Raw genomic sequence first — 972 nt, 5'->3', positions numbered from 1 at the left:
ACCGCTCTGCCGATCTTTACCAAACTCAAGAGACTTCAAATGAAAACCAGTTATTTACTATCGGCGTAGTGCTGACCGCTATCGCGTTGGCTGGCTTATGGCTCAGCGAGCATCATCGCTTCACTATGGCGTGGCTTGGTGTGTTGGTAGTGTCGATTCCTTTGTATCTGCCCAAAACGCTCTGCGTGTTAGCAAATTGGAGTGAACAACGAACTCAGTCAGGGTTGATGCAGTATCTGTTTGCTGAACTGCGAGAGCTGATATCTCCCCTTTCCCTTGCCATGATGGCGCTACTACTTGCTGTGACTGCCAACATGGGAATGAATACGTTAGTCGGCAGTTTTGAATCCACCCTAAAGCAGTGGCTAGAACAGCGATTGCACGCCGATATTTACATTAGCCCAGCTCAAGGTGAAATCGCTAATGTCGAGCGCGCATTGGAGGAGTTTGAAAGCGTTGAAACCGTCTACAAGCAGTATTACGTCGATGATAACTTGCAAGGCTTACCGATTTTACTCGGCACCAAAGACAAGGACACATTAGAGCAAACCATGGTATTCCAATCGCAGCTTGATACGTTCTGGTCACGCTTTTACCAAGGTGAATTAGTGGCGATCAGCGAACCCACGGCGGTGAAGCTCGGCTTATCATTGAACAGCGAACTAAAACTCGACGCTATCCCAGACAAATCACTAACAGTTGGCGCAATTTTCCATGATTACGGCTCACCCAATGGCGAAGTGTTGCTTGCCCCTAATTTATGGTTTGAAAGTGGCTTTACTGATCTACCCATCAGCCTGGGCATCAAAGTCTCCGATAACCCGCAACAGGTATACAAACAACTAAAGCAGCAATTGAATTTGCACCCTAGCCAGCTTTACGATCAGGCGCAGATCAAATCGATCGCTTTAGGTATCTTCTCGCAAACCTTTGCCATCACTCGGGCGCTTAATGGCGTTACCTTAATGGTGG

1 pseudogene is annotated in these 972 nt (G+C 47.6%); it reads left to right on the top strand.

Features of this window, described 5'->3' with window-relative positions:
• Positions 1-972, top strand: a pseudogene (locus ACP45E_RS22015) (ABC transporter permease); the annotation flags it as partial.

It is taken from the genome of Vibrio genomosp. F10 str. 9ZD137 (genome assembly GCF_049974785.1).
GTDB lineage: Bacteria > Pseudomonadota > Gammaproteobacteria > Enterobacterales > Vibrionaceae > Vibrio.
Note: the sequence above shows the minus strand (reverse complement) of the source record. Positions and strands in the feature narration are given on the sequence as shown.